Annotated in this window: 1 protein-coding gene (running past one end of the window); it reads left to right on the top strand. The window is 73.6% G+C overall.

Features of this window, described 5'->3' with window-relative positions; translation table 11 throughout:
- Positions 1-23,723, top strand: partial view of a type I polyketide synthase gene (locus tag ABTY62_RS33990; RefSeq protein ID WP_352133259.1) — the 3' portion only. Its footprint begins 8,872 nt before the window's first position; only the last 23,723 of its 32,595 coding nucleotides appear in the window; its start codon lies beyond the left edge, outside the window; the stop codon is at positions 23,721-23,723.

Below are 23,723 nucleotides of genomic sequence, written 5' to 3'. Positions count from 1 at the left end.
CCTACGCCTTCCAGCACGAGCTGTACTGGCCGAAGGCCGCCATGCGGGTGGGCGATGTCACGGGCCTGGGCCAGGTGGCCGCCGGGCATCCGCTGCTCGGCGCCGCGGTGGAGCTGGCCGACGCGGGCGGTGTGCTGTTCACCGGCCGGCTGTCGCTTCGGTCGCACCCCTGGCTGGCGGACCACGCGGTGGGCGGTGTGGTGCTCTTCCCGGGCACCGGTTTCCTGGAGCTTGCGATCCGCTCCGGCGACCAGGTGGGCTGCGACCTGGTGGACGAACTCACCCTGCTCGCACCGCTGGTGCTGGGGGAGCGCGACGCCGTCGCCGTCCAGCTGTGGGTGGGGGCGCCGGACGAGGGCGGCCGCCGCACCCTGAACGTGTACTCGCGCCCCGCCGACGCCGCCGAGCAGCCATGGGTGCGCCATGCCACCGGCGTGCTCGCCCAAGGAGAGCGCACGGCACGCTTCGACGCCGCCGTATGGCCGCCCGAGGGCGCGGTCGTCGCCGACATGGAGGACTTCTACGAGCGGCTCGCCGACGGCGCGTTCGCCTACGGACCGGTCTTCCGGGGGCTTCGGGCCGTGTGGCGGCGCGAGGACGAGGTGTTCGCCGAGGTCGCCCTGCCCGATCAGACGGGCGAGGCCGCCGAGTCGTTCGCGATGCACCCGGCCCTGCTGGACGCGGCCCTGCACGCCGTTTCGTTCGTGAACCTCGAAGCGGCCGAGGGCGGACGCCTGCCCTTCTCCTGGAGCGGGGTGTCCCTGCACGCCTCGGGCGCCTCCATGCTGCGCGTCCGACTGGCCCGGCGGGACGCGGAGTCCGTCTCGCTGGCGGCCGTGGACACCGAAGGCGCGCCCGTCCTGTCCGCGGACTCACTGGTGCTGCGCCCGGTGTCGGCCGAGCAGCTGGCCGGTGCCCGGGCCGGTGAGCGGGAATCGCTGTTCCGGCTGGAGTGGGTGCCGGTCCACGTCGACACGGCGGCGGCCGGCGCGCTCGACATGGTGGAACTGACCGTGGAGCAGGCGACGGACCCGGCGTCGCTGGAGACCGTGCCGGAGGTGGCGACGGTCACCTGGGCACCGGCCGACTCCGCCTCGCCTGCCGAAGCGGTGCACGCGGAGACCGCGCGGGCGCTCCAGCTCGTCCAGAACTGGCTGGCCGACGACCGGTTCGAGGACTCCCGGCTGGTCTTCGTCCTGTGCGACGCGGTCGCCGTCGACTCGCCGGACATGGTGGCGGCGGCGGTCTGGGGGCTGGTGTCCAGCGCCCAGAGCGAGAACCCCGGGCGGTTCGTGCTCGTGGACGCGGCTTCCCCGGACGAGGTGCGGACCGCGCTGGCGTCCGGAGAGCCGCAGGCCGTGGTGCGCGACGGCGGCGTACGCGTCGGCCGGCTGGCCACCGTGGCCTCGGGCGGCGGGCTGCTGCCGCCGCCCGGGGGAGCGCCCTGGCGGCTGGACAGCAGGGAGAAGGGCAGCCTGGACAACCTGGAACTGCTCAGCTACCCCGAAGCGGCCGAACCCCTGGCGCCCGGGCAGATCCGGGTGGCCGTACGCGCCGCCGGGCTCAACTTCCGGGACCTCCTCAACGGGCTGAACGCCCTGGGCTCCTTCCAGGACAAGGTGGGGGCGCTCGGGAGCGAGGCGGCCGGTGTGGTCGTGGAGACAGGCCCCGAGGTGACCGGGCTGCGCGTCGGCGACCGGGTGGTCGGACTGGTCGACGGCTCCTTCGGGCCCCTCGTGGTGGCCGCGGAGCAGGCGGTGACCCGGATGCCGGACAGCTGGCGGTTCGAGGACGCCGCGTCCGTCCCGGTCGCCTTCCTGACCGCGTACTACGGCCTGGTGGACCTGGCGGGGTTGGCGGCGGGTGAGTCGGTGCTGGTGCACGCGGGTGCCGGTGGTGTGGGCATGGCCGCGATCCAGATCGCCCGGCATCTGGGTGCCGAGGTGTTCGCGACCGCGAGTGAGGGCAAGTGGGACGCGCTGCGCTCGCTGGGTATCCCGGACGACCACATCGCCTCCTCCCGCACGACCGACTTCGAGGAGCGGTTCCGGGAGGTGACCGGCGACCGGGGTGTGGATGTGGTGCTCAACTCGCTCGCGGGCGAGTTCATTGACGCATCCGCGCGGCTGCTGGCTCCCGGCGGCCGGTTCGTCGAGATGGGCAAGCTGGACATCCGCGACGCCGACAGCTTCACCGACGCGACGTACCACTGGTTCGACCTGCTCGACGCCGGCCCCGAGCGCCTCCAGCAGATGCTGGTCGAGCTGATGGAGCTGTTCGAGGCGGGCGCCCTGCGGCCGCTGCCGGTCATGACCTGGGATGTGCGGCGGGCGCGGGACGCCTTCCGGTGCATGAGCCAGGCCAGGCACACCGGCAAGATCGTGCTGACCATGCCGCGCGCGTGGGACCCCGAGGGCACGGTACTGATCACCGGTGGCACGGGTGGTCTGGGCGGTTTGCTCGCGCGGCACGTGGTGGGTGTGCGTGGGGCGCGGCGTGTGGTGTTGACGAGCCGTCGGGGTGCGGCCGCCCCGGGCGCGGAGGAGTTGCGGGCGGAGCTGTCGGCGCTGGGTGCCGAGGTGTCGGTCGTGGCCTGCGATGTCGCGGACCGTGACGCGGTGGCGGGAGTGCTGGCCTCGATCCCGGCCGAGCATCCGCTCACGGCGGTGGTCCACGCGGCGGGTGTGCTGGACGACGGCGTGGTGGGAACGCTGACGGCGGAGCGGCTGGGCGGGGTGCTGCGGCCGAAGGTGGACGCGGCGTGGCATCTGCACGAGCTGACCCGCGGCCTCGACCTGGCCGCCTTCGTGATGTTCTCCTCGCTCGCCGGAGTGATGGGCAACCCGGGCCAGGCCAACTACGCCGCCGCCAACTCCGCCCTCGACGCCCTGGCCCGTGCGCGCCGGGCGGCGGGCCTCGCCGGCCAGTCGCTCGTATGGGGCCTGTGGGCGCACGAGAGCGGCATGACCGGCAAGCTCACCGACACCGACATCCAGCGCATGAGCGCCGCCGGCCTGCCGCCGATCACCGGTGAGGAGGGCATGGCCCTCTTCGACGCGGCGACGTCCTGCGACGAGCCGGTGGTGGCACCGGTGCACCTGGATCTCCCCACGCTCCGCGCCCAGCCCGGGGTGCCGGGCCTGCTGCGCGGGCTGGTCCGTACCACCCGCCGGGTGGCGGCGTCGGCACCGGTGTCCGCGTCGGGCGCGGCGGCCGAACTCAACCGGCAACTGGCGGCGGTGGCACCGGCCGAGCGCCCCCGGATCCTGGTGGACGTCATCCGCGCCCAGGCGGCCGCGGTCCTCGGGCATGCCTCGGCAGATGCGGTCGAGGCGCGCCGGGAGTTCCGGGCACTGGGCTTCGACTCGCTGACCGCCATCGAACTGCGCAACCGGCTGAACACGGCCACCGGGCTGCGGCTGCCGTCCACGCTCGTCTTCGACTACCCCACGCCGCTCGTCCTGGCGGACCACCTGCTCTCCGAGCTGGTGGGCGAACGCGGCGAGGTGGTGGTCCCGGCCGCCGCGACCTCCGGATCCATGGACGACCCGATTGTGATCGTCGGGATGAGCTGCCGCTACCCGGGCGGCGTCCGGTCCCCGGAAGACCTGTGGCGGCTGGTCGCCGAGGGCAAGGACGCCATCGCCGAACTCCCCACGGACCGCGGCTGGCAGGTGTACGGGGACATCGACTTCGAAGGCGGCTTCCTCTACGACGCCCCCGAGTTCGACGCCGGCTTCTTCGGTATCTCGCCGCGTGAGGCGGTGGCCATGGACCCGCAGCAGCGGCTGCTGCTGGAGACCTCCTGGGAGGTCTTCGAGCGCGCGGGCATCGATCCGGCCGACCTGCGCGGCACCGACACCGGTGTCTTCATCGGCGCCGCCAGCAGCAGCTACGTACCGCCGGATGAGTCCCGCGGCCACCAGATGACCGGCCTGCTGACCAGCGTCGCGTCCGGCCGGCTGTCCTACACCTACGGCCTCGAAGGCCCGGCGCTGACGGTGGACAGCGCGTGTTCGTCGTCGCTGGTGACCATCCACATGGCGGCGCAGTCGCTGCGCTCGGGCGAATGCTCCCTGGCGCTGGCCGGCGGTGTGACGGTGATGGCCACCCCGGCGGCCTTCGGGGAGTTCGACCAGCACGGCGGGCTGTCCCCGGACAGCCGCTGCCGCCCCTTCGCCGACGCGGCCGCCGGTACGGGCTGGTCGGAGGGGGTCGGCCTGGTCATCCTGGAGCGGCTGTCGGACGCGCGGCGCAACGGACACCAGGTGCTCGCGGTGGTGCGGGGTTCGGCGGTGAATCAGGATGGTGCGTCGAATGGTTTGACGGCGCCGAATGGTCCGTCGCAGCAGCGGGTGATCCGTCAGGCGCTGGCGAACGCGGGTCTGGCTCCGGCGGAGGTGGACGCGGTCGAGGCGCACGGCACCGGCACCACGCTGGGCGACCCGATCGAGGCCCAGGCGCTGCTCGCCACCTATGGTCAGGACCGCGAGCTGCCGCTGCGGCTGGGCTCCATCAAGTCCAATGTGGGGCACACCCAGCTGGCGGCCGGTGTGGCCGGTGTGATCAAGATGGTGATGGCGCTGCGCCACGGTGTGCTGCCCATGACCCTTCACGTGGATCAGCCGACCACGCATGTGGACTGGTCGGCGGGCGCGGTGGAGCTGTTGACCGAGTCGACGGAGTGGCCGGAGACCGGGCGTCCGCGCCGGGCCGGTGTCTCCGCGTTCGGTGTCAGCGGCACCAATGTGCACGCCATCCTGGAGCAGGCGCCCGAGGAGCCGGTGGACGTCGAGGGTGCGGCGGAGGCGCCTGTCGTTGACGTGGCGGCGGTGCCGTGGGTGGTGTCGGCCAAGTCGGCCGCGGCGCTGCGTGGGCAAGCGGTCGCTCTGCTGTCCCATGTGGAGGCCGACCCGGAGCTGCGGCCGGTGGATGTGGGTCATTCGCTGGTGTCGGCGCGTGCGGTGCTGGAGCACCGGGCCGTGGTGGTCGGTGCGGATCGCGAGGAGCTGCTGTCGGGTCTGCGTGCCCTGGCTGATGATGAGCCCGGCTCGGGCTTGGTGCGTGGGGTTGTCGATGTGGAGGGGAAGACGGTGTTTGTCTTCCCGGGGCAGGGTTCGCAGTGGGCCGGGATGGGTGCCCGGTTGCTGGAGGAGTCTCCGGTGTTCGCCGGGCGGATGGCGGAGTGTGCCGCCGCTCTGGTGTCGTTCACGGACTGGTCGTTGATGGACGTGGTGCGGCAGGTGGAGGGTGCCGCGTCGCTGGAGCGCGTGGATGTGGTGCAGCCGGTGTCGTGGGCGGTGATGATCTCGCTCGCCGCGCTGTGGCGCTCTCACGGCGTGGAGCCGGATGCGGTGGTCGGTCACTCACAGGGCGAGATCGCCGCGGCCTGTGTGGCCGGCGCGCTCTCCCTGGAGGACGCGGCCCGGGTGGTGGCGTTGCGCAGTCAGGCGATCGCGCGGCGGCTGGCGGGTGCCGGGGGTATGGCGTCGGTGCCGCTGCCGGTGGGCGAGGTGGAGGCGCGGCTGGAGCGCTGGGACGGCCGGGTGTCGGTCGCCGCGGTCAACGGTTCCAGGTCGGTCGTGGTCTCCGGCGACCCGGAGGCACTGGACGAGCTGATCGACGAGCTGACAGGGGAGGACGTCCGGGTCCGGCGGATCGCGGTGGACTACGCCTCCCACTCCGCCCATGTCGAAGAGATCCACGACGAGTTGCTGGCGGAGCTCGCGCCGGTCACACCGCGTGGGGTGGAGGTGCCGTTCCTGTCGACGGTGACCGGTGAGTGGCTCGACGGCGGCGAACTGGACGCCGAGTACTGGTACCGCAACCTTCGTCGGACGGTCGGTTTCGAGTCGGCCGTGCGGGAGTTGCTGGCCGGGCGCCACCGCGCGTTCGTCGAGGTCAGCGCCCATCCGGTGCTGACGGTCGGGGTCCAGGAGACCGTGGACGACGCCGAGGTGACCGCTGTGGTCACCGGCACGCTGCGGCGTGACCAGGGCGGTAGCGACCGGTTCCTTGCCTCGCTGGCGGAGCTCTTCGTCCGTGGTGGCGAGGTCGACTGGGCGGGTGTGTTCGCGGACACCGGCGCGCACCGCGTCGATCTGCCCACCTACGCCTTCCAGCGACAGCACTACTGGCCCTCCGAGCCCACGCGAGCGGGCGATGTGACCGCCGCCGGTCTGGTGTCCCCGGAACACCCGCTGCTCGGCGCCGCGGTGGAGCTGGCCGACGCGGGCGGTGTGCTGTTCACCGGCAGCCTGTCGCTGCGGTCGCACCCCTGGCTGGCCGGTCACGCCGTGGGCGGTGTGGTGCTCTTCCCCGGCACCGGCTTCCTGGAGCTTGCGATCCGCGCCGGCGACCAGGTGGGCTGCGACCTGGTCGACGAACTCACCCTCGCGGCACCCCTGGTGGTGCCGGAGCGCGACGCGGTCGCCCTCCAGGTGTGGGTGGGCGTGCCGGACGAGTCCGGCCGCCGTGGCTTCAACGTCTACTCACGGCCCGCCGACGCCACCGAGCAGCCGTGGCTGCACCACGCCACCGGTGTGCTGGCGGCCGGCGAGCGGACGTCGGACTTCGACGCGACCGTGTGGCCGCCCGCCGGTGCGGTCGTCGCCGACTTGGAGGGTTTCTACGAGCGGTTCGCCGACGTCGGCCTCGAATACGGCACGGTCTTCCAGGGGCTGCGCGCGGTCTGGCAGACCGACGACGAGGTGTTCGCCGAGGTCGCCCTGCCCGATCAGACGGATGACGCCGAGTCGTTCGCGATGCACCCGGCCCTGCTGGACGCGGCCCTGCACGCCATGTGGTTCGCCGAGGTGGCAGGGGTCGACTCGGGCGCGGGACAGACCTCGCTGCTGTTCTCGCTGAGCGGCGTCTCCCTCCACGCCCATGGCGCCTCCGTCCTGCGGGTGCGGCTGGCCCACGGCGCCGCCGGGGCGGTGACCCTGGAGGCGGCCGACCCGACCGGTGCGCCCGTCGTCTCGGTCGAGTCCGTGACCACCCGCCCGCTGTCCGCGCGGCAACTGGCCGCCGGAAACCCCGTCGGCCACGCGTACGACTCGCTCTACCGGCTGGACTGGGTGCCGGCTCCGGCCGCCTCACGGCCCGACGGCGAGCCGGACACGCTCGAGCTGTCCACGGACGCGCTCGGGCACCTGGCGTCCCTCGAAACGGTGCCGGACGTGCTGGTGGTCGAGGTCGGCTCGCTCGCCGCCACCGGCCCCGCCGACGGCACCGGGGCCCCGGACGACCCGGCGGGTTCGATGCGCCATGTGACGGCCCGGGTCCTGGAGCTGGTCCAGCACTGGGTGGCCGACGAGCGGCATTCCGAGTCCCGTCTGGTGTTCATCACGCGCGGCGCGGTCGTGGCGCGGAGCGGTGACACCCTCACCGATCTCGCCGCGGCGGCCGTATGGGGGCTGCTGCGCACCGCGCAGACGGAGTACCCGGGACACCTCGTCCTGGCCGATCTCGACCACCGGCAGCAGACCGCCGAGGTGCTGGCCGACGTGCTCGCGTCCGGTGAGCCGCAGGTCGCGGTCCGGGACGGCGCCGTACTCGTCGGCCGGCTGGCCTCCGTCGCCACCTCCTCCCGGCTGCTGCCCCCGGCCGACGGGGTGCCGTGGCGGCTGGACAGCCGGCGCAAGGGCAGCCTGGACGCCCTCGACCTGATCACCGAGACGCCTCGGGAGCAGCTTGCCCCCGGTGAGGTACGGATGGCCGTGCGCGCCGCCGGAGTCAACTTCCGTGACGTGCTCAACGCCCTGGACATGTACCCCGGGGACGCCGGGGCGATGGGCAGCGAGGCCGCCGGGGTGGTCGTGGAGACCGGCTCCGAGGTGACCGGGCTGCGCGTCGGCGACCGGGTGCTCGGCGCCGTCCAGGGCGGCATCGGCCCGTCCGTCGTCGTCGACCAGAACGAGCTCCTGCCGATCCCGCAGGGCTGGCGGTTCGAGGACGCCGCGTCCGTCCCGATCGCCTTCCTGACCTCGTACTACGGCCTGGTGGACCTGGCCGGCCTGGCGGCGGGCGAGTCGCTGCTGGTGCACGCGGGCGCCGGTGGTGTGGGCATGGCCGCGATCCAGATCGCCCGGCACCTGGGCGCCGAGGTGTTCGCCACGGCGAGCGAGGGCAAGTGGGACGCGCTGCGGTCGCTGGGTATCCCGGACGACCACATCGCCTCCTCGCGTACGACCGACTTCGAGGAGCGGTTCCGGGAGGTGACCGGCGGGCGTGGCGTGGATGTGGTGCTCAACTCGCTCGCGGGCGAGTTCATCGACGCGTCCGCGCGGCTGCTGGCTCCCGGTGGCCGGTTCATCGAGATGGGCAAGACCGACATCCGCGACGCGGAGGCGATGGGCGCCGGCTACCGGCCCTTCGACCTGGCGGAGGCCGGGCCGGCCCGCCTCCAGCAGATGCTGGCCGAGCTGATGGAGCTGTTCGAGGCGGGCGCCCTGCGGCCGCTTCCGGTGACGGCCTGGGATGTGCGGCGGGCGCGGGACGCGTTCCGGTTCATGAGCCAGGCCAAGCACACGGGCAAGATCGTGCTGACCATGCCGCGCGTGTGGGACCCCGAGGGCACCGTGCTCATCACCGGTGGCACCGGCGGTCTCGCCCGCAGCCTCGCGCGCCATCTCGCCGCCGACCGGGGCATGAGGCATCTGCTCCTGGTCAGCCGCCGCGGGCCGGACGCGCCCGGCGCGGCGGACCTGCGGGCGGAGCTGAGCGCGCACGGCGCCGAGGTCACCATCGCCGCGTGCGATGTGGCGGACCGCGCCGCGCTGGAGGCGCTGCTCGCCGGGATTCCGGCGGAGCACCCGCTGATCGCGGTCGTCCACACAGCGGCCGTGCTTGACGACGGGGTGTTCGCGTCGCTGACACCCGAGCGGCTGGCCACGGTCTACGGACCGAAGGCGGACGCGGCCTGGCATCTGCACGAACTGACCCGCGACCTCGGCCTGGCCGCCTTCGTGACGTACTCCTCGGTGGCGGGTCAGCTGGGCGCCGCGGGGCTGGCCAACTACGCCGCCGCGAACTCCTTCCTCGACGCGCTGGCGCACCACCGCAGGGCCCTCGGCCTGCCGGGCCAGTCGCTGCTGTGGGGCCCGTGGGTCCAGGACAGCGGCATGACCAGCGAGCTCAGCCACACCCACATTCAGCGGATCAGCGGGGCCGGCATGCCGCTGCTGACCGAGGAACAGGGCGCCGCGCTGTTCGACGCCGCGGTCGCCTGCGACGAGCCCGTGGTCGCACCCGTGCGCCTGGACCTCGCGGCGCTGCGCGCCCAGAGCGAGACCCCCGGGCTGCTGCGCGGCCTGGTGCGTACGGCCCGCAGGGCCGCGGGCGGCGTCCGTGACTCCGACTCGGGCGCGGCCGACGCGCTGGCCCGCCGGCTCGCCGGGCTGCGCGACGGTGACCGGCTGCGCCTGCTGACGGATCTCGTACGCGGCCAGGCGGCCGCCGTCCTGGGGCACCCGTCGCCGGACGCGATCGAGGTCCGGCGGGAGTTCCGCGAGCTGGGCTTCGACTCGCTGACCGCCGTCGAGCTGCGCAACCGGCTGAACACGGCCACCGGGCTCCGGCTGCCCGCCACCTTGGTGTTCGACTACCCCACCCCGACCGTGCTGGCCGAGTTCCTGCTGCGTGAGCTGCTGGACGAGCACGTCGACGCGATCACGCCGACGGCCGTCGCCACCGCCGGTCTCGCGGACGACCCGATCGTGATCGTCGGGATGGCCTGCCGCTACCCGGGCGGCGTCCGGTCCCCGGAGGACCTGTGGCGGCTGGTCGCCGAGGGGCGCGACGCCATCGCCGAACTGCCCACCGACCGCGGCTGGCGGCTCGACGCGGACGCCGGCTTCCGAGGGGGTTTCCTCTACGACGCCGCCGATTTCGACGCGGGCTTCTTCGGGATCTCGCCGCGTGAGGCTGCGGCCATGGACCCGCAGCAGCGGCTGCTGCTGGAGACCGCGTGGGAGGTGTTCGAGCGCGCCGGCATCGACCCCACCTCCGTCCGCGGCACCGACGCGGGCGTGTTCGTCGGCGCGACCGGCTTCGGCTACGTCCCGCCGGAGGAGTCCCGCGGCCACCAGATGACCGGCCAGGCCACCAGCGTGATCTCGGGCCGGCTGTCCTACACCTTCGGCCTCGAGGGCCCTGCCGTCACCGTGGACACCGCCTGCTCGTCCGCCCTGGTAGCGATGCACCTCGCCGCCCAGGCGCTGCGCTCGGGCGAGTGCTCGCTGGCACTGGCCGGCGGTGTCACGGTGATGTCGACGCCGGTCGGCTTCAGCGAGTTCAACGAGCAGGGCGGGCTGGCCCCGGACGGCCGGTGCCGCGCGTTCGCCGAGGCGGCGGCCGGGACCAGCTGGGCCGAGGGCGTCGGCCTGCTGGCGCTCGAACGGCTGTCGGACGCGCGCCGCAACGGCCATGAAGTGCTGGCCGTCGTGCGGGCTTCGGCCGTCAACCAGGACGGCGCCTCCAACGGGCTGACGGCGCCGAACGGCCCGTCGCAGCAGCGGGTCATCCGCCAGTCCCTCGCCAACGCGGGGCTGTCCGGACGCGACGTCGATGCCGTGGAGGCACACGGCACGGGCACCACGCTGGGCGACCCGATCGAGGCGCAGGCGCTGCTCGCCACCTACGGACAGGACCGCGAGCTGCCCCTGTGGCTGGGGTCGGTGAAGTCGAACATCGGCCACGCCCAGGTGGCCGCCGGCGCTGCCGGTGTGATCAAGATGGTCATGGCGCTGCGCCACGGTGTGCTGCCCATGACCCTCCACGTGGACCAGCCGACCACGCATGTGGACTGGTCGGCGGGCGCGGTGGAGTTGCTGACCGAGTCGACGGAGTGGCCGGAGACCGGGCGTCCGCGCCGGGCCGGTGTCTCCGCGTTCGGCGTCAGCGGCACCAACGCGCACGCCATCCTGGAGCAGGCGCCCGAGGACGCCGAACCGAAGCCGGCCGACCCCGACACCACCGCCGCGACCCCTGCCGCCCTGCCCTGGGTGGTGTCGGCCAGGAGCGACCGCGCGCTGCGCGAGCAGGCGGTCAATCTGTCCTCCCACCTGGAGAACCTTCCCGAGGCGACGTCGGCCGATGTCGGCCACTCGCTGGTGTCGGCGCGTGCGGTGCTGGAGCACCGGGCCGTGGTGGTCGGCGGGGACCGCGGGGAGCTGCTGTCGGGTCTGCGTGCCCTGGGCGAGGACGGGCCGGGGTCGAGCGTGGTCCGCGGCATCGCCGATGTGGAGGGGAAGACGGTGTTCGTCTTCCCGGGGCAGGGGTCGCAGTGGGCCGGGATGGGTGCCCGGTTGCTGGAGGAGTCTCCGGTGTTCGCCGGGCGGATGGCGGAGTGTGCCGCCGCTCTGACGCCCTTCACGGACTGGTCGTTGATGGACGTCGTACGCCAGGCCGAGGGTGCCGCGTCGCTGGAGCGCGTGGATGTGGTGCAGCCGGTGTCGTGGGCGATGATGGTGTCGCTCGCGGCGCTGTGGCGCTCCCACGGCGTGGAGCCGGACGCGGTGGTCGGTCACTCACAGGGCGAGATCGCCGCCGCCTGTGTGGCCGGCGCACTCTCCCTGGAGGACGCGGCCCGGGTGGTGGCGTTGCGCAGTCAGGCGATCGCCCGGCGGCTTGCGGGTGCGGGTGGCATGGCCTCGGTACCGCTGCCGGTGGGCGACGTCGAGGCGCGGCTGGAGCGCTGGGACGGCCGGATATCGGTCGCGGCCGTCAACGGCCCCCGCTCGGCGGTGGTTTCCGGTGACCGTGAGGCTTTGGACGAGCTGATCGAGGAGCTGACCGGCGACGACGTCCGGGTCCGGCGGATCGCGGTGGACTACGCCTCCCACTCCGCCCACGTCGAAGAGATCCACGACGAACTCCTGGAACGTCTGGCACCGCTGCGCCCCCGCGCCGCCGAGGTGCCGTTCTTCTCCACTGTGACCGATGAGTGGCTCGACGGCGGTGAACTGGACGCCGACTACTGGTACCGCAACCTGCGGCGGACGGTGGGCTTCGAGCCCGCGGTCCGGGGGCTGCTCGCCCAGCACCACCGGGCGTTCATCGAGGTCAGCTCGCACCCCGTGCTCACCGTAGGGGTCCAGGAGACCATCGACGCGACAGGCGACCACGCCGTCACCGTCGGCACGCTGCGCCGGGACGAGGGCGGCCTCGGGCGCTTCCTGACCTCGGCGGCCGAGGTGTTCGTCCGCGGTGTCGAGGTCGCCTGGGCGGGCTGCTTCGCCGGCACCCGGGCCCGCCGGACCGAGCTGCCCACCTACCCGTTCCAGCGCGAGCGCTACTGGGCAGACGAGGCCAGGCCCGTCGCCCAGGCCACGGAGACCGACCCGGTGGACGCCGAGTTCTGGTCCGCCGTCGAACAGGAGGACCTGGAGTCCCTGGCCGGCTGGCTGGAGATCGACGGAGACTCGCTGGGCGCGGTGCTGCCCGCCCTCTCCGCCTGGCGGGGCAGGCGCCGTGAGGAGTCCACCGTGGACTCCTGGCGCTACCGGACCGAGTGGCGGCCGCTGCGGATGTCCTCGGTGCCCGTGCTGACCGGCACCTGGCTGGTCATCACCGCCGACGGCGTCGCGGACGACGAGGTGACCGCCGCGCTCGCCGGACACGGCGCTCAGGTCCGGCGGCTGGAGCTGGACGAGCCGTGTGTCGACCGCGCCGAACTCGCGTCCCGGCTCCAGGGCGTCGAGGGCGTCGAGGACCTGCGCGGCATGGTGTCGGTGCTGGCCTTCGCCGAGCAGCCGAGCGCCACCCACCCGACGCTGTCCACCGGGCTCGCGCTGACCCTCGCGCTGGTGCAGGCGCTGGACGACCTCGACACCGGGGCGCCGCTGTGGTGCCTCACCCGGGGCGCCGTGTCCACCGGCCGCTCGGACGGCCTGACCAGCCCGGCGCAGGCACAGGTCATCGGCCTGGGCCGGACCGCCGCGCTGGAGCACCCGCGCCGCTGGGGCGGCCTGGTGGACCTGCCCGCCGAACTCGACCAGCGCGCGGCGCAGCGGCTGGTCGGCGCGCTCGCCGGCACCGAAGGCGAGGACGGCGAGGGCGAGTTCGCGATCCGGTCCTCCGGAGTGTTCGTACGCCGCGTGGTGCGCGCACCCCTCGACGACCGTGGCCCCAACGGCGGTTGGGAGCCGCGCGGCACCACGCTGATCACCGGCGGCACTGGTGTGCTGGGCCAGTATCTGGCCCGGTGGCTCGCGCACAACGGGGCCGAGCACCTGGTGCTGACCAGCCGGCGCGGCATGGACGCGGCCGGCGCAGCCGAGCTGGTGGCCGAGCTGACCGAGCTGGGCACCGCCGTGGAGGTAGCGGCCTGCGACGTGGCGGACCGGGCCGCGGTGGCCGCGCTGCTCGACCGGCTCACGGCCGAGGGGCGGGTCATTCGCACCGCCGTCCACGTGGCCGCTTACATAGACCTCGGCTCGCTGACCACCATGGACCACGAGACGTTCGCCTCGGTCGTCGACGCCAAGGTCGCGGGCGCCCGCCATCTCCACGAGCTGCTGGACGAGGAGCAACTCGACGCAGTCGTGTACTACTCGTCGATCGCCGGCATCTGGGGCAGCGGCGACCACGGCGCGTACGGGGCGGCCAACTCCTACCTGGAGGCGCTGGCGGAACACCGGCGCGCCCAGGGGCTGCGCGCCACCTCCATCGCGTGGGGCATCTGGCGGGACGACCAGGTGCGGGTCGATCCGCAGCAGATCCTCGGCAGCGGTCTGCGCTTCATGCAGCCCGACCTCGCCCACATCGGGCTGCGGCAGGCACTGGAGGACGACGAGACCCTGCTGACGATCGCCGACATCGACTGGGACCGCTACTACCCGGTCTACACCTCGGTTCGCCCCAGCCCGCTGTTCGGCGAGGTGCCCGAGGTGCGCGGCATCCTCGAGAAGGCCGAGAACACCGTCGCCACCTCCGCGGACGGCGAGTTCGCCGCGCGGATCCGCGCCCTGTCCGCCACCGAGCAGGAGCGCGCGCTGCTGGACCTGGTGCGCGCCGAGGCGGCAGCGGTCCTGGGGCACACCTCCCCGGAGGCGATCTCGGAGCGCCGGGCGTTCCGCGACGTCGGGTTCGACTCGCTGACCGCGGTGGACCTGCGCAACCGGGTGGCCAGGGCCACCGGTCTGACCCTGCCGTCCACCCTGGTCTTCGACTACCCGAGCCCGGTGGCCCTGGTGGAGTTCCTGCGGTCGCGGATCGTGGGTTCGGCCGCGGCGCTGCCGGGCGCGCCCGCGCCCGTGGTGTCCGCGGCCTCCGACGAGCCGATCGCGATCATCGGCATGGCCTGCCGCTTCCCCGGCGGGATCGGTTCGCCGGAGCAGCTGTGGGAGGTGGTCGCGGGCGGACAGGACGTCATCTCCGAGTTCCCCGCCGACCGTGGCTGGGACGCCGAGGGGCTCTACGACCCGGACCCGGACAAGCTGGGCAAGACGTACTCGACGCGCGGTGGCTTCCTGCACGACGCGGCGGAGTTCGACGCGGGCTTCTTCGGGATCTCGCCGCGTGAGGCGCTGGCGATGGACCCGCAGCAGCGGCTGCTGCTGGAAACCTCCTGGGAGGCGTTCGAGCGGGCCGGAATCGACCCCGCGTCGGTCAGGGGCAGCCTGACGGGCACGTTCATCGGCTCCAGCTACCAGGACTACGGCTTCGGGCCGCACGCCGACCAGGAGGGGGCCGAGGGCTACCTGCTCACCAGCTCGGTGCCCAGTGTGCTGTCGGGCCGGATCTCGTATCTGTTCGGTCTCGAGGGTCCGGCGGTCACCCTGGACACGGCGTGCTCCTCGTCGCTGGTGGCGCTGCACCTGGCGTGCCAGTCGCTGCGCAACGGCGAGAGCACACTGGCGCTGGCCGGCGGCGTCACGGTGATGACCACCCCCGGCTCGTTCCTCGCCTTCAGCCGCCAGCGCGGCATGGCCGCGGACGGCCGGTGCAAGGCATTCGCGGAATCGGCCGACGGGATGAGCCTGTCCGAGGGCGTGGGGCTGCTCCTGGTGGAGCGGCTGTCGGACGCCCGCCGCAACGGTCACCCCGTGCTGGCGGTGGTGCGGGGCTCGGCGATCAACCAGGACGGCGCGTCGAACGGTCTGACCGCGCCGAACGGCCCCTCGCAGCAGCGGGTGATCCGTCAGGCGCTGACCAACGCCAGGCTGACGGCGAACGACATCGACGCGGTGGAGGCGCACGGCACGGGCACCACGCTGGGCGACCCGATCGAGGCCCAGGCGCTGCTCGCCACGTACGGGCAGGAGCGCGAACAACCCCTGCTGCTGGGCTCGGTCAAGTCCAACCTCGGCCACACCCAGCTGGCCGCCGGCGCCGCGAGCGTGATCAAGATGGTCATGGCGATGCGCCACGGCGTACTGCCCGAGACGCTGCACATCGACGAGCCGACGTCCCATGTGGACTGGTCGTCCGGTGCGGTGGAGCTGCTGACCGAGCAGGCCGAGTGGCCGGAGACGGAGCACCCGCGCCGGGTCGGCGTGTCGGCCTTCGGTATCAGCGGCACCAACGCCCACACCATCCTGGAGCAGGTCCCGCAGCCGCAGGCCGACGACGACGCCCCGGTGGCATCTCCGTCGCCGGCTCGGGAGCCGAGTGTGCTGCCGGTGGTGGTGTCGGGGAAGTCGGAGGAGGCGCTGCGGGCGCAGGCGGCGCGGGTGCTTTCCCGTGTCGAGGAAGAGCCCGGTCTCGCATGGAGCGATCTGGCGTTCTCGCTGGTGACGTCGCGGTCGGGGTTCGAGCGGCGCGGCGTGGTGTTGGCGGGGGCGAGGGCCGGGGCGGTGGAGGGCCTGAGGGCTCTGGCGTGTGACGAGCCGGGTGTGGATGTGGTGCGTGGGGTGGCCCGGGAGGACCGGGTGGTGGCGTTCCTGTTCTCGGGGCAGGGCAGTCAGCGGGCGGGGATGGGCCGGGAGTTGTACGAGGCGTTCCCGGTGTTCGCCGAGGCGCTGGACGAGGTGTTCGCGCACCTGGACGGCCACCTCGAACGGCCGCTGCGCGAGGTGATGTTCGCCGAGGCGGGTTCGGCCGACGCGGAGCTGCTGGACGGGACGGGGTGGACGCAGCCCGCGCTGTTCGCCGTCGAGGTGGCGTTGTTCCGGCTGGTGGAGTCGTGGGGTGTGCGGCCGGATTACGTGGCGGGGCATTCGGTCGGGGAGATCGCGGCGGCGCATGTGGCCGGGGTGTTCTCGCTGGCGGACGCGTGCACGTTGGTGGCGGCGCGGGCCCGGCTGATGGGCGAGCTGCCGCCGGGTGGAGCGATGGTGTCCCTCCAGGCCACCGAGGACGAGGTGACCCCGCAGCTGACCGAGGGAGTCTCGATCGCGGCGGTCAACGGGCCGCGCTCGGTCGTGATCTCGGGCGACGAGGCGGCGGTGCTCGAGCTGGCCGGCCGGTTCGAGGGCGAGGGGCGCAAGACTAGGCGTTTGCGGGTCTCGCATGCGTTTCACTCGGCTCTGATGGACGGGATGGCTGCTGAGTTCGAGCGGGTGGTGCGGGGCCTGTCGTTCGGGGCTCCGGCGGTGCCGTTGGTGTCGAATCTGACGGGAGAGGTGGCGTCGGCCGAGCTGCTGTGCGCGCCCGAGTACTGGGTGCGGCAGGTGCGCGAGGCGGTGCGGTTCGCCGATGGCGTGCGTCGGCTGGACGAGTGTGGTGTGAGTACGTATCTGGAGCTGGGGCCGGACGGTGTGCTGTCGGCGATGGCTCAGGAGAGCCTGTCCGAGCAGTCGCCCGCCACCACGGTGGTCGTCTCCGCGCTGCGGAAGGGTGTGGACGAGGAGCGTGCGGTGGTCACCGCGCTGGCCCGGCTGTACGCGCACGGCGTGGAGGTCGACTGGCCGGCGTTCTTCGCGGGCACCGGCGCCCACCGGGTCGAACTGCCCACGTACGCCTTCCAGCACCAGCGCTACTGGCCGAACGTGTCGGCGCCGGCGCCCGCCGCGAACACGGGAATCGCGGAGGCGGACGCGGACACGGACTTCTGGGCCACGGTCGAGGGGGAGGACCTGGAGTCCCTGGCCTCGCGGCTGGAAGTCGACGGCGACTCGCTCGGCGCGGTGCTTCCCGCGCTGACGACGTGGCGCCGCCGCCGACGTGAGCAGTCGGTCGTGGACGGCTGGCGCTACCGGGTCACCTGGACGCCACTGGCCGACCCGACCCCCCGGGCCCAGCGCGGCAGCTGGCTCGTGGTCGTCCCGGCCGAGCAGGCCGACGACCCGTGGGCGACCTCCGTGGCCGAGGCCATGACCACCCCGACGGTACGCGTCGAGATCGGCGAGCCGGACCGCGCCGCACTGGCCGACCGGCTGCGTGAGGCGGCGGCGGAATCGGGCCCGTTCGTGGGCGTCCTGTCCCTGCTCGCACCGTACGAGCCCGCCTCCGGCGGACACCCGGGCGTACCGGCGGGCGTGGCCCTGACGATCACCTTGGTGCAGGCGCTGGGCGACGCGGGCATCGAGTCGCCGCTGTGGACCGCCACGCGAGGCGCGGTGTCGGTGAGCCGCTCGGACACCGCGCCGAACCCGGCGCAGGCGGCCGTATGGGGCCTTGGCCGGGTCGCGGCGCTGGAGTACCCGCGGCGCTGGGGCGGACTGATCGACCTGCCCGACACTCTCGACCGGCCCGCCGGCCGACGGCTGGCCGCGGTGCTGTCCGGTGCCGGTGCCGGCACCGGCGACGAGGATCAGCTCGCGGTGCGCTCCTCCGGCCTCTTCGGCCGGCGCGTCGTCCACTGCCCGGCCGACGGCGATCCGGACGAGACCGGCTTCATCGCCACCGGAACGGTCCTGATCACCGGCGGCACCGGCGGACTTGGCGGCCATGTGGCCCGCTGGCTCGCCCGCGGCGGCGCCGAGCACCTGGTGCTGACCAGCCGTCGGGGGCCGGACGCACCCGGCGCCCGCGAACTGTGCGACGAACTCGCCGAGCTGGGCGCGCGGGTCACGATCGCCGCCTGCGACGTGGCCGACCGGGAGGCGCTCGCGGCCGTGCTGGCCGACATCCCCGACGACCGCCCCCTGACGGGCGTCGTGCACACCGCGGGCATCGCCCAGGCGGCCGCCCCGCTGGACGGCGCGAGCGACGCCGAGACGGCCGAGGTGATGACCGCCAAGGTGGTCGGCGCGGCCAACCTCGACGCGCTGCTCGGCGACCGTGAGCTCGACTTCTTCGTCCTCTTCTCCTCGGTCGCCGCCACCTGGGGCAGCGGCGGCCAGGGCGCCTACGGCGCGGCCAACGCCTACCTGGACGCGCTGGCCGAGGCCCGTACGGCCCGGGGGCTGACGGCGACATCCGTGGCCTGGGGCGCGTGGGCCGACGGCGGAATGGCGGCCGCCGACGGCGCCCAGGACTACCTGGCGCGCCGCGGGCTGATCCTCATGGCGCCGGAGACCGCCATCGCCGGGCTGAGTCGCGCCCTGCGCAACCGGGACGTGACCGTCGCGGTCGCCGACGTCGACTGGGACCAGTTCGCCCCCGCGTTCACCCTGGCACGGCCGAGCGCGCTGCTGCGCGACCTGCCCGGCGTACGCCGCGCGCTCGCCGCGGACGCACCCGTGCGGTACGACGACGCGTCGGAGCTCAGCTCGCTGCGCGGACGGCTGCGGGCCACGCCGGACGACGAACGGCTCGATCTGCTGCTCGGTGTCGTCCGGGAACAGGTGGCCCTGGTGCTCGGCCACTCGGGCGCGGAGGCCATCGAGGCCGACCGGGCCTTCAAGGACCTCGGCTTCGACTCGCTGACGGCGGTGGAGCTGCGCAACCGGCTCGCCACCGCGACCGGACTGGCCCTGCCCACCACCCTGGTCTTCGACTACCCGTCCCCGGCGGCGCTGGTCGACCACCTCCGCGCCGAACTGCTCGGGGAGCAGCCGGGCCCGGGCGGCTCGGCCGTCCTCACCGCCCTCGGGAGCGTGGCGGACGACCCGATCGTGATCGTCGGGATGAGCTGCCGCTACCCGGGCGGTGTCCGGTCGCCCGAGGATCTGTGGCGTCTGGTGGCCGAGGAGCGGGACGCGATCTCCCCGTTCCCGTCCGACCGTGGCTGGAACCTCGACGCGGAGAGCGCTTTCGAGGGCGGATTCGTCCACGACGCCACCGAGTTCGACGCCCGGTTCTTCGGCATCTCGCCGCGTGAGGCGCTGGCCATGGACCCGCAGCAGCGGCTGCTGCTGGAGTCCGCGTGGGAGGTGTTCGAGCGGGCCGGAATCGACCCGACGGGGCTGCGCGGCAGCGACGCGGGCGTCTTCATCGGCGCCACCGGCGGCGGCTACGTCGCCCCTGAGGAGTCACTCGGCCACATGATGACCGGCCAGGCGACGAGCGTGGTGTCCGGCCGGCTGTCCTACACCTTCGGCCTGGAGGGCCCGGCGGTCACGGTGGACACGGCGTGTTCGTCCTCGCTGGTGGCGATGCACATGGCGATGCAGGCGCTGCGCGGCGGCGAGTGCTCGCTGGCGCTGGCCGGCGGGGTGACGGTGATGTCCAACCCGGCGGGGTTCGCGGAGTTCCGGCAGCAGGGCGGACTGGCGCGGGACGGCCGGTGCAAGTCCTTCGCGGAGGGCGCCGACGGCACCGGCTGGTCGGAGGGCGTGGGCCTGGTGGTGCTGGAGCGGCTGTCGGACGCGCGGCGCAACGGTCATGAGGTGCTGGCGGTGGTGCGGGGTTCGGCGGTGAACCAGGATGGTGCGTCGAATGGTCTGACGGCGCCGAATGGTCCGTCGCAGCAGCGGGTGATCCGTCAGGCGCTGGCGAACGCGGGTCTGGCTCCGGCGGAGGTGGACGCGGTCGAGGCGCACGGCACCGGCACCACGCTGGGCGACCCGATCGAGGCCCAGGCGCTGCTCGCCACCTACGGACGGGACCGGGAGCAGCCGCTGCGGCTCGGCTCCATCAAGTCCAACATGGGGCACACCCAGTCCGCCTCGGGCGTCGCCGGTGTGATCAAGATGGTGATGGCGCTGCGCCACGGCGTGCTGCCCAGGACGCTGCACGTGGACGCGCCGACCACGCATGTGGACTGGGCGACCGGTGCGGTGGAGCTGTTGACCGAGCCCGCCGAGTGGCCGGAGACCGGGCGCCCGCGCCGGGCCGGCATCTCCTCCTTCGGCATGAGCGGCACCAACGCCCACGCCATCATCGAGCAGGCCCCCGAGGACGCGGTGGACGCCGAGAGCGTGTCGGACACGCCCACGGTCGACGCGGTGACGGTGCCGTGGCTGGTGTCGGCGAAGTCGGCCGCGGCGCTGCGTGGTCAGGCGGCCGGTCTGCTGTCCCATGTGGAGGGCGCACCGGAGCTGAGTCCCGTGGACGTCGGCTATTCGTTGCTGTCCACGCGGTCGGTGCTGGAACACCGGGCGGTGGTGGTCGGCGGGGACCGTGAAGCGCTGCTGTCGGGCCTGCGCGCCCTGGGCGATGACGATCCCGCGCCCGGTGTGGTGCGTGGCGTCGCCGACGTGGAGGGGAAGTCGGTGTTCGTCTTCCCCGGGCAGGGCTCTCAGTGGGCCGGGATGGGTGCCCGGCTCCTGGAGGAGTCTCCGGTGTTCGCCGAGCGGCTGGCTGAGTGCGCGATGGCTCTGGCGCCTCACATCGAGTGGTCGTTGGTGGATGTGGTGCGGCAGAGCGAGGGTGCCGTGTCGCTGGAGCGGGTGGATGTGGTGCAGCCGGTGTCGTGGGCGGTGATGGTGTCGCTTGCGGCGCTGTGGCGGGCCCATGGTGTGATTCCGGACGCTGTCGTCGGGCACTCCCAGGGCGAGATCGCCGCCGCCTGTGTGGCGGGCGCGCTGTCGCTGGAGGACGGTGCCCGGGTCGTGGCGCTGCGGAGCCAGGCGATCGCGCGACGGCTGGCCGGTGCCGGAGGCATGGCGTCGATTCCGTTGCCGGTCGATGAGGTCGAGGTCCGGCTGGAGCAGTGGAGCGGCCGAGTGTCGGTCGCGGCGGTCAACGGCCCCCGGTCGGTCGTGGTCTCCGGCGACCCCGAGGCACTGGACGAGCTGATCGAGGAACTGACGCGCGACGACGTGCGGGTGCGGCGGATCGCCGTGGACTACGCCTCCCACTCCTCCCATGTCGAGGAGCTTCACGAGGAGTTGCTGGCGGAACTCGCGCCGGTCACCCCGCGCGGAGTGCGGGTGCCGTTCCTGTCGACAGTGACCGGTGAGTGGCTCGACGGTGGCGAGCTGGACGCCGAGTACTGGTACCGCAACCTTCGTCGGACGGTGGCCTTCGAACCCGCAGTCCGCGAGCTGCTGGCCCGCCGCCACCGCGCGTTCGTCGAGGTCAGCGCGCACCCTGTGCTGTCCGTCGCGGTCCAGGAGGCCATCGACGACGCCGACGAGGTCGCCGTGGTCGCGGGCACGCTGCGCCGCGACCAGGGGGGACTCGACCGCTTCGCCCAGTCGCTGGCCGAACTCTTCGTCCGTGGTGTTCCCACCGGCTGGGCCGGGTTCTTCACCGCGACCGGCGCCCGCCGGGTGGAGCTGCCCACCTATGCCTTCCAGCGGCAGCGGTTCTGGCCCGAGGCGGCCGAGAGCCAGGCGCTGCCCGGTGACCAGGACACGGTGGACACGGAGTTCTGGGCCGCCGTCGAAGGGGAGGAACTGGACTCCCTGGCCTCGCGGCTGGAGGTGGACGCCGACTCGCTCGGCGCCGTGCTGCCCGCGCTGTCGTCATGGCGGCGCCAGCGGCGCGAGCGTTCCACGGTCGACGGCTGGCGCTACCGGACCACATGGAAGCCCGTGACCGCGGACGCCATCGCCCCGTCGGGAACCTGGCTGGTGGTCGTACCGCAGGGCCTGGCCGCTGACGCGTGGGTGTCCGCCCTGGTGGACGCGGTGGGCACCGGTTCGGTGCCGCTGGAGGTCGGGGCCGCCGATCGCACCGAGCTGGCCGACCGCCTCGCGTCATGCGCCGCGGATCGCGCCGGTGGCGCGGACGGCGGGGAGTTCGCGGGCGTGGTGTCCCTGCTGGCGCTGAGCGAGAACGCCCTTCCCGAGTATCCGTCGGTTCCGGCCGGAGTGGTGCTGACCGCGACCCTGATGCAGGCCCTGGGCGACGCGGGGATCGAGGCGCCGGTGTGGGCGGTCACCAGGGGCGCGGTGTCGCTGGGCGGTTCGGACCCGGCCACGGCCCCGCTCCAGAACGCCGTCTGGGGCTTCGGCCGGGTCGCCGCGCTGGAGTACCCGCGCGGCTGGGGCGGTCTGATCGACCTGCCCGCCGAGCTGGACGACCGGATCACCGCCCGCTTCGCCGGCGCGCTGACCGCCCCCACGGGCGAGGATCAGATCGCGGTCCGTGCCACCGGCGTGTTCGGCAGGCGGCTGGTGCAGGCCCCGGCCCAGGCCCCGGACCAGCAGTGGCAGCCGAGCGGCACGGTGCTCATCACCGGTGGCACGGGGGCGCTGGGCGGACATGTCGCCCGGTGGCTGGCCGGCCACGGTGCCGAACACCTGCTGCTGACCAGCCGCCGTGGCCCCGACGCCCCCGGTGCGGAGGAACTGCGCGCCGAGCTCCGCGCCCTGGGCACACAGGTCACCATCGCCGCGTGCGACGTGGCCGACCGGGACGCGCTGACGGCCCTCCTGGGCACCGTCCCGGCCGAGCATCCGCTGACCGCTGTCGTCCACACCGCGGGTGTGCTCGACGACGGCCTGATCGACGGGCTCGCCCCCGAACGCTACGAGCAGGTCTTCCGCTCGAAGGTGGCGTCGGCGCTGCTGCTGGACGAGCTGACCCGCGATCTGGACCTGACGGTGTTCGCCCTGTACGCGTCGTCCTCGGGCGCGATCGGGAGCCGTGGCCAGGCGAACTACGCGGCGGCCAACGCCGTACTGGACGCCCTGGCCGAGCGGCGTCGCGCCCAGGGTCTCGCCGCCACCTCGGTGGCCTGGGGGCTGTGGGCCGGAGCCGGAATGGCCGCCGACACACCGGTGGAGGCGGTGTCCCGGCGGGCCGGTGTGGTGGCGATGGACCCGGAGCTGGCGGTGACGGCGCTGGCCGGGCTGGTCGCCGACACCGAGCCGACCGCCTTCGTCTCGGCCCTCGCCTGGGATCGGTTCGCGCTGACCTTCAGCGCCGTCCGGCCGAGTCCGCTGCTGAGCGAGATCCCGGAGGCCCGGCGCGCCATGCGGGCCGGGGCGGACGACGGCGCCGAGGGGACCGGCGAGTCGCTGCGTGAGCGGCTGGCGAAGATGCCCGAGCCGGAGCGCGTCTCGGCCGTCGTGGGGCTCGTACGCAAGACGGCCGCGGCCGTGCTCGGGTACGACTCGGCCGAGGCGGTCGAGTCCGGCAAACCGTTCCGCGACCTCGGGTTCGACTCGCTGACCGCGGTGGAGTTCAGCAACCGGCTGGCCGCCGCCACACAACTGCGGCTGAAGCGGGCGCTGGTGTTCGACTACCCGAGCCCGACCGCGCTCTCGCAGCACCTGCTGGAGCAGCTGCTGCCGGACGGCACCGACGAGCCGGGCACGGTCGGTGGCGCGGGCGGCCAGGGCCAGGTGCTCGCCGAGATCGACCGGCTGGAGGCGACGCTGGCCGCCGCCACCACCCGGCGGGAGACCCGTCTACAGGTCCGCGAGCGCCTGACCAAGCTGCTCGCCCAGTGGGGCGACGAGGACCTGCACGACGGCCCGGGCGGAGTCGACGAGCAACTGCTCCAGGCCTCCGACGAGGAGGTGTTCGACTTCATCGGCAAGGAGTTCGGCATCTCCTGA

The sequence above is a fragment of the Streptomyces sp. NPDC097640 genome (assembly GCF_040302705.1).
Classification (GTDB): domain Bacteria; phylum Actinomycetota; class Actinomycetes; order Streptomycetales; family Streptomycetaceae; genus Streptomyces.
This window is presented reverse-complemented; position numbering and strand designations above follow the sequence as displayed.